Here is a 6,759-nt window from a genome sequence, read left to right as displayed (position 1 = left end):
TTGGTATAATTATGGTATCATTCTAACTTGATAGGTCGTCTTGACAATTTCTGACCTATCTTTTTTTACCATAATTCGCTCAATTTAATATATATCAAGGTTTACGGGGCGCTTGTCGCCCCCCCAGCTGGGTTGTCAAAAAGCCCACCTACTTCATGCTTGATACTTTATCCTTGATACTTCATGCTTGATACTTCATCTTTTATTCTTTTATATAATGCCCAGAAGATACTTTGTGCTCTCTTACCAAAGTAAGACTAACCCATTGCCCTTTATCGTTAAAAGAGCGAATCAGCCGCTGACGTTGGTTAGTTTGCCACAACCAACCTACTTCTAGGAAGAAAGAATGACCTGGCTTAACCGTTATTGGACAAGTAGATGATGCCCCATCGGGCAATAATAAAACTTGAGTAGAAACAGCACCCTTCTCTTGGTGCGCGTTCCCTAGGTCGGGAAACCCGACCGGGGTCGCACCGCCGTCAAAATACAGAATTGACCCATCAATCTTAGCGCTAGAGGTGATGGTACGTAATGATTCTCCTGTGCCAAATGTGAGTTGTTGTACTAAGCGGTTACTTTCATGATGCTGAAGTTTAAGGTGAGTAGGATAGATGTTAGGCGATCGCAAATCAGAATAAAGGGTTACTGCCTCTCCACGCCACTCTCCGAGCAACTGTTCCAAGGTTAATGGTGGACGTTCTGGTGTATCCGTACCCGCCAGTTTTTCTCGAATTAAGGTCAACTGCTTCAGCTGACTCTGCCTGTTATACAGTTGGACCATCCGCAGACGACGGTTACCCTCAATCAAGCCAAATTCTGCCCCAAATTCGGAATAAGGACCCCACTGTAGTGCGCCTTGGGAAAATGCACCAGTGTCAAAGAACATAAGATAGCGATCTACATGGGTGTATTCCAGAACTCGGTTGAATATAGCTTGTTCAGGTGGCAGATAGCGAAGAGTCAAACGAATTTTGTGGTTATCGTCGAGTCCTTCTATAGTGAGCACAGAGGGAATATCTTTTAACTGTTGCCCTTTTGGTGAGAATGTGGTAAAGGAACCATGCCAACTCCCTTGATTTTGCAAAAAACATTCCCATTGCGATCGCATAAGTAGTCCTTAGTGATTAGCTCTTAGTCATTAGTATCATTAGTTGTTAGTCGTGGGTCATGAGTCTGTCTACCAACCTCCATTCCATCATTGCTCTGTTGGTCTAACCACTTGCCATGACACTAACCACTGACAAAATACCAGAATTAGACCAAATTTTGGTAACCTCATTTTCCGATAGCGATGCTTTCGAGACTAACAGCTAAGCAGCTACCGAGCAAACCCACTGAACCCCCGAGAATCAACAGCAGTAAGGGTAACACCACAATTTTAAGTGGGTCAGGTGGCACCACTGTAGCGATAAATTCGATAAAATCAGGTCCAGTCGCGAGCAGATTAGTCAGAAATTGCCGCAGACCGATCAACAAAACCCAGGCTAGGGCTGCCCCAGCTACACCAAAAGTAATTCCTTGCAACATGAATGGCAGATAAATCCAGGATCTGGTTGCCCCAACTAGCTGCATAATCTCAATTTCCTGGCGTCTTGCGATCACAATCAGGCGCATTGTGGTGGTAACAACTGCCACTGCCGTCAGACTGAGAATGGTAGTAATGATCAGACTCACCCAGCCTAAACCATGATGAAGCTGTCGCATTTGTTTGAGAGTCTGATCCATATACTGCACCTGATCTATTCCTGGCAACTGTGACAACTGCTGGGCAAGAATTAGCACATCCTTTGGTTTGCTTACCTTTACCTTCAGTTCATCCACTAGGGGATTCCCTTCCAACTGTTCCGTAGCAGCAGCAATGTCCGAAATTCCCAGTTCCTCAACCAAGGATGCCCAAGCTTTTTCTTTGGAAATAGTTTGAACCGCCATCACCTTGGGCAATTTCTCAACTGCTGGTAAGACCATTTCTGCCTCAGCCCCTGGTTCGAGATAAACAGCCACTTCTAGTTGACTCCCCAACTGATTGAGTAGCCCACCTAACTGCCAGGAGGCTTGCCAGCTTATACCAAACAGAAACAATAGGACAGTGACTGTGCTAACTGCCGCCCAGTTGCTCCAGCCGCCACGTTGTAGACCTAAGAAAGTTTCCCGCAGCAGGTAGTCCAGTTGAGTGAGAAATTTAAACATCCGTCCCTGACTTGGTGTTACTGTTGGGTTCTAACCGATAGAGCTGCTAGTTTCCAGGAAAATCAAAAGCTGTAAAAGAATTTTGGGATAGCAATAAATCACAAGAAACGTACGATTCTGAAATAATTCCCACCTATGGGCGACCAGGGATAATCAATGAAATCATTGGGGCGCAGTCCCCATCCCCTCTCTTGGTGCGCGTTCCCTTGAGGAGGTTCAGGCAGCGCCTTGTCGCACCGCAGCGCGAAGGCTCTTGGGGCGTGGGGCATGATAAACTAAGAAAGCGAGGCAAGACTATAATAATAGACCAACTTAGGCACTCTGTCTTAGGCACTCTGTTGAAGAATGTGTATGTTGAGTGTTCTAATCCTTTAGCAGCTAAGCGTCTAACCCTAAGCATACCCTGACTCACAAGTCGATAACCCCATGACTGCTGAACTTATCGTTGAAAAGAAAAAATTAGAGAATCCACCATTAACAATTCATTATCTAGGCGATCGCGTCCTGCGTCAGCCTGCTAAGCGGGTTGCTAAAGTAGACCAGAACATCCGGAAATTAGCTGAGCAAATGCTGCAAACCATGTACAGTGCAGATGGTATCGGTTTGGCAGCCCCTCAGGTCGGGATTAATAAGCAAATGATTGTGGTTGACTGTGAACCTAATAACCAAGATAACCAACCACTGGTGTTAATTAACCCAGAAATCAAGAGTTTTGGTAGCACCCCGTGTGATGGCCAGGAAGGTTGTTTGAGCATTCCCGGTGTATATTTAGATGTCACCCGTCCAGACGAAATTGAAGTAGCTTACAAGGATCAAAACGGACGCCCTAGAACCTTAAAGGCGAATGGATTACTATCTCGCGTCATTCAGCATGAGATAGACCACCTTAAAGGAGTGATGTTTGTTGATCGGGTGCAAAATGGTCTAGCCTTGACTGAAGAATTGAATAAGCACGGGTTCTCACCCCAAGCGGTGAAACCAATTAAATAACTATACCAATCTGAGTTTATTTGTGAAACCTCTGGTGAGGTGGTGATGGGGTGATGGGAAAGACTATAACGACCTGTTCTTGTTAACTTTTCAATTACGATGGCTATAGTCACAGTAATCTTTCTACTCCCTTAACCTTCTACAACTTACTGAACTGTGACTGCTCTTATAAATTTGATCTGAAGTGCGGTTAATCACTTATAATAGGGTTTATCTAATGGGTATAAATTAAAAATTGGGAATTGTTAATATTGAATTTTAAATTAACTAACACCCAAGCATCATAAATAGTAAAACGGGCTAGATATGACCTATTACTTAGCGGTTAGGTTTAATTGATTGCCCCACAGCTAATTTCAATCTTATGATTTCTGATAATAATATTTCACAAAAAAGCTTATGATGACCCCAAAAAGTGCTCTGTTTTTGATGATTGCCTGTGTTGCTGGGATTGCGGCTGTGGGTTCAATTTTTGAACTTTCCTATGGTGACCCCGAGTTAGGGAATTTGGTGACTGGAATTATCCTCGCTGCTAGTATTCCTATCGGTGGTCTCTCTTTCTACCTAGCGGTGCTTGATGCCAGAGCGAATATAAAGGGCTAAGGACATTATTAAAATATAGTAGTGCAATTCGTTTGGTGGTGCAATTCCTTTGCTAGAAACCATTGAAAACGGTGGATGATTAGGATCCAAGGATATACAAAAACGTTGGACAACTGATTACTATGCTGGTGATGTTAATGCAGCCAAAGTAATCCAAAGCCTCTGCTAAGGGGACTGTTGGGCATTTGGGAAGTATGCGAGCGATGCAGCGCGGTCTTGGGGAAAACCCCCACTCGCGCTCTCCATCAAGACAGGAGGGTCGATGTTTCTTCTATCTGTGTTGATCGAGAGATCTGCAAACCAAAGAAACGTTCTTGAAACTAGAATCCCCTGCCGGATTAGCATGGGGAGTATGAATAACCAATAACGACCAAAGTAGCAATGACTGGTCAAGTTTACAGTGGATTTCTGCGCCAGCTTTCCACTAGCGATAACAAAGAGATACTCGCCCTACTACCCCTTTCTGAATTAGAGGATAACGTCATTGGACGTGACCCTAACTGTAAAATTTCCTTAGATCCCTATCGCTACGTCAGCGTATCGCGCCGTCATGCGGTAATTAGCCCTCTGACCCCTCTAAAAAATGGCTGTCCCCGCTGGGAAATTTGTGACCTTGATAGTGTGAATGGTACCTATGTGAATGGCGAATATTTGCAGGGTTGTCAGCAATTGCACTCCGGGGATCGGATTGAGTTGGGTCACGATGGTCCAAAATTCATCTTTGAGTGCGAGGTAACGACATCCCTTAATTTACCATCTATCCCATCCCAAACTATTGCCATAGAAAAACCCCTAAAACCGATTAGCAAGATACCAAAGCCTCAGACCGATTATGTCACCTTTACCCAACTGTTTCCCATCTTTTCAACAGGACGGGATTTAAATCAAAAAGCTTTTTTGGCTCCTGGTATCGTGACTGTACTCTTTGTGGTATCAATGTTTGCTGCAGTTGGTCAACCAGTAGTTTTTAATCTTTTGCTAGCTGCCTACTTGGCAGGATTAGCCTATTACTTTGTTTACCAACTTTGTGGCAAACCTAAACCTTGGTGGGTTCTGCTGGGTAGTACTCTATCCACCAGTTTAATTTTGGTCAGCCCGCTGCTGCCCCTATTTATCAAAATTTTTCGGGGAATTTTACCTGGCGAAATACCACAACTAGGTGAAGTTGTCAACTTGACTACTTTATTCATCCGGATGTTTTTTGGTGCTGGGTTAATGGAAGAGTTGCTCAAGGCTATACCTATGCTGGGACTATATGCTTTGGGACATTTCCTGCGTACCCCTTGGCGAGAAAGAATTGGTGTCTGGGAACCCCTCGATGGAATTTTATTGGGGACAGCATCGGGGGTGGGATTTACCTTGGTAGAAACCTTAGGGCAATATGTGCCGAATATTATAGAGGGTGTGATACTGCCAACTACTGAATTGGAGGGTGACCTGTTAGGATTGCAGTTGCTGATTCCTCGGGTTCTTGGCTCAGTGGCAGGACACATGGCTTATAGTGGATACTTCGGGTATTTTGTTGGGTTAAGCGTCCTCAAACCCCGTAAGCGTTGGCAGATCATAGGCATTGGCTATCTGAATGCTTCTGCTCTGCATGCCTTGTGGAATGCGATGGGATATGTTAATAGTATACTCTTGGCAATAGTTGGGGTTGTGTCCTACGTCTTTTTAACAGCGGCAATTCTCAAAGCAAGGGCACTATCACCAACGCGATCGCAAAACTTCGCTACCCAATTTTTTAAAAATTAGGGATACTTATGAAAGTTTAAGGTTTAAAGTTTAAGGTTTAAAGTTGAAACTTTAAAGGGGTTTAGAAGTTTAGCCTATCACATTAACTAAAAACTTTAACCACAACTAGGATTTACACTTCATAATTCATAATTGCTAATTTACACTTCATAATTCATAATTACTAATTCATAATTAGCAGCTGTTTTAAAAACAATGAATTCTATGAACATCAAACTCACCATTTTAACCACTGCGGCTTTACTAACCACGACCAGCCTCAGCACCATTGCTAAAGCTGAAAATCTAGCTCATACTCAACAGTTACTGTCAACCAAACAGTGTCAAGGGTGTGATTTAACTAGGGTAGGTTTGATTATGGCTGACTTAGTGGGTGCTAATCTCGCTGGGGCTGACTTGAGTCGTGCTAATCTCAGCCGTGCTAATTTGACAGGAGCTGACCTGAGTGGTGCCAATCTCAGTGGTGCTTCTCTCAATGGTGCTAATCTTGCTGGTGCTAATCTTGCTGGTGCTAACTTATTCAGTACTGACCTGAGGGAAGCGTTTTTAGTTAATGCCCAATTGTATGGTGTGAGCTTGAGTAATGCTTATATACAAGGAACCATCGGTATTCCAGATTATGCAGGTACCGCAGAAGATTTCTATGCGTGGGGAGTAGTAGAAGCCAAAAGAGGTAACTACAAAACTGCCATTGAGTATTACGACAAAACCTTGAGCATGAAGCCTGACTTTGCTCCAGCTTTTTTGGCTCGTGGTATGGCTCGTTTCAGACTGGGAGAGGAAGTAGCAGCGACCCAAGATGGTACTATCGCTAGTGAACTCTTTAAAGAACAAGGAAATATTCCTGGATACCAAGCGTCACAAAGTTTGGTTAAAGGGATAGAAATTGCCCAAAATTCTGCAACCTCTAAAGGAGGTTCTAATTTAGGCAACGCCCTGGCATCGGTTGGTAGCATACTCTTGAGATTTCTTTCTCCCTTTTAAGTGGCTATTTTAAGTGGCTAAATTTTAGGTGTGGCCTGATGGGGAAGTACAATTATCCCTAAAACCAAAACCTCCTCAGGTCAAGGTTACCTAAGGAGGTTTTAGTCTAAATTAATTATCCTGGCACTGAGCTATTTTAGCAGGCAGCTACCCACCAACTATCTTCGCCGCAGCTACGTTTCACCTCCGAGTTCGGGATGGGGTCGGTGTGGTTCCGTAGCGCTATAAGCACCAGGAAGTGGT

At 43.9% G+C, this 6,759-nt stretch carries 6 protein-coding genes and 1 rRNA gene; 4 read left to right on the top strand and 3 right to left on the bottom strand.

From position 1 onward, the window contains the following. Nucleotides 1-202 precede the first annotated feature (202 nt). On the bottom strand, nt 203-1,108 hold the full coding sequence (locus F6K63_RS36050; protein WP_287294920.1) for a DUF3598 family protein: 906 nt from the start codon (nt 1,106-1,108) through the stop codon (nt 203-205). A 167-nt stretch (nt 1,109-1,275) separates the two neighbouring features. Next, on the bottom strand, nt 1,276-2,187 hold the full coding sequence (locus F6K63_RS36045) for a cell division protein FtsX (protein ID WP_008187425.1): 912 nt from the start codon (nt 2,185-2,187) through the stop codon (nt 1,276-1,278). A 426-nt stretch (nt 2,188-2,613) separates the two neighbouring features. Here F6K63_RS36045 and def point away from each other — a divergent pair, with 426 nt between their 5' ends. The 4 genes from def (at nt 2,614) to F6K63_RS36025 (ending at nt 6,516) form a co-directional block, all read left to right on the top strand. Continuing rightward, nucleotides 2,614-3,177: a peptide deformylase gene (gene def, locus F6K63_RS36040; protein ID WP_008187427.1), complete on the top strand. Its 564-nt coding sequence runs from the start codon at nt 2,614-2,616 to the stop codon at nt 3,175-3,177. A gap of 402 nt (nt 3,178-3,579) precedes the next feature. Then, nucleotides 3,580-3,780 carry a hypothetical protein gene (locus F6K63_RS36035; protein WP_008187430.1) on the top strand — a complete coding sequence of 67 codons (201 nt, stop codon included), beginning with the start codon at nt 3,580-3,582 and terminating at the stop codon, nt 3,778-3,780. Nucleotides 3,781-4,161: 381 nt separating this feature from the next. After that, nucleotides 4,162-5,532, top strand: a complete 1,371-nt coding sequence (locus F6K63_RS36030) for a PrsW family glutamic-type intramembrane protease (RefSeq protein ID WP_287314897.1) — start codon at nt 4,162-4,164, stop codon at nt 5,530-5,532. Nucleotides 5,533-5,736: 204 nt separating this feature from the next. After that, the gene (locus F6K63_RS36025) at nt 5,737-6,516 is read left to right on the top strand and encodes a pentapeptide repeat-containing protein (protein WP_008187442.1); all 780 of its coding nucleotides are present in this window, start codon (nt 5,737-5,739) and stop codon (nt 6,514-6,516) included. A gap of 118 nt (nt 6,517-6,634) precedes the next feature. Here F6K63_RS36025 and rrf read toward each other — a convergent pair. Next, nucleotides 6,635-6,752: ribosomal RNA gene (rrf, locus tag F6K63_RS36020) — 5S ribosomal RNA — on the bottom strand. Between the last annotated feature and the right edge of the window lie 7 nt (nt 6,753-6,759).

The sequence above is a fragment of the Moorena sp. SIO1G6 genome, from assembly GCF_010672795.1.
GTDB classification, from domain to species: Bacteria; Cyanobacteriota; Cyanobacteriia; order Cyanobacteriales; family Coleofasciculaceae; genus Moorena; species Moorena producens.
The sequence above is the reverse complement of the archived record's forward strand: the minus strand, read 5'-3'. Positions and strand labels throughout refer to the sequence as shown.

Excerpts from the sequence above, each read along its gene's own strand:
- F6K63_RS36050 (WP_287294920.1), bottom strand. The coding sequence starts at position 1,108 with ATGCGATCGCAATGGGAATGTTTTTTGCAAAATCAAGGGAGTTGGCAT.
- F6K63_RS36045 (WP_008187425.1), bottom strand. The coding sequence starts at position 2,187 with ATGTTTAAATTTCTCACTCAACTGGACTACCTGCTGCGGGAAACTTTC.
- def (WP_008187427.1), top strand. The coding sequence starts at position 2,614 with ATGACTGCTGAACTTATCGTTGAAAAGAAAAAATTAGAGAATCCACCA.
- F6K63_RS36035 (WP_008187430.1), top strand. The coding sequence starts at position 3,580 with ATGACCCCAAAAAGTGCTCTGTTTTTGATGATTGCCTGTGTTGCTGGG.
- F6K63_RS36030 (WP_287314897.1), top strand. The coding sequence starts at position 4,162 with ATGACTGGTCAAGTTTACAGTGGATTTCTGCGCCAGCTTTCCACTAGC.
- F6K63_RS36025 (WP_008187442.1), top strand. The coding sequence starts at position 5,737 with ATGAACATCAAACTCACCATTTTAACCACTGCGGCTTTACTAACCACG.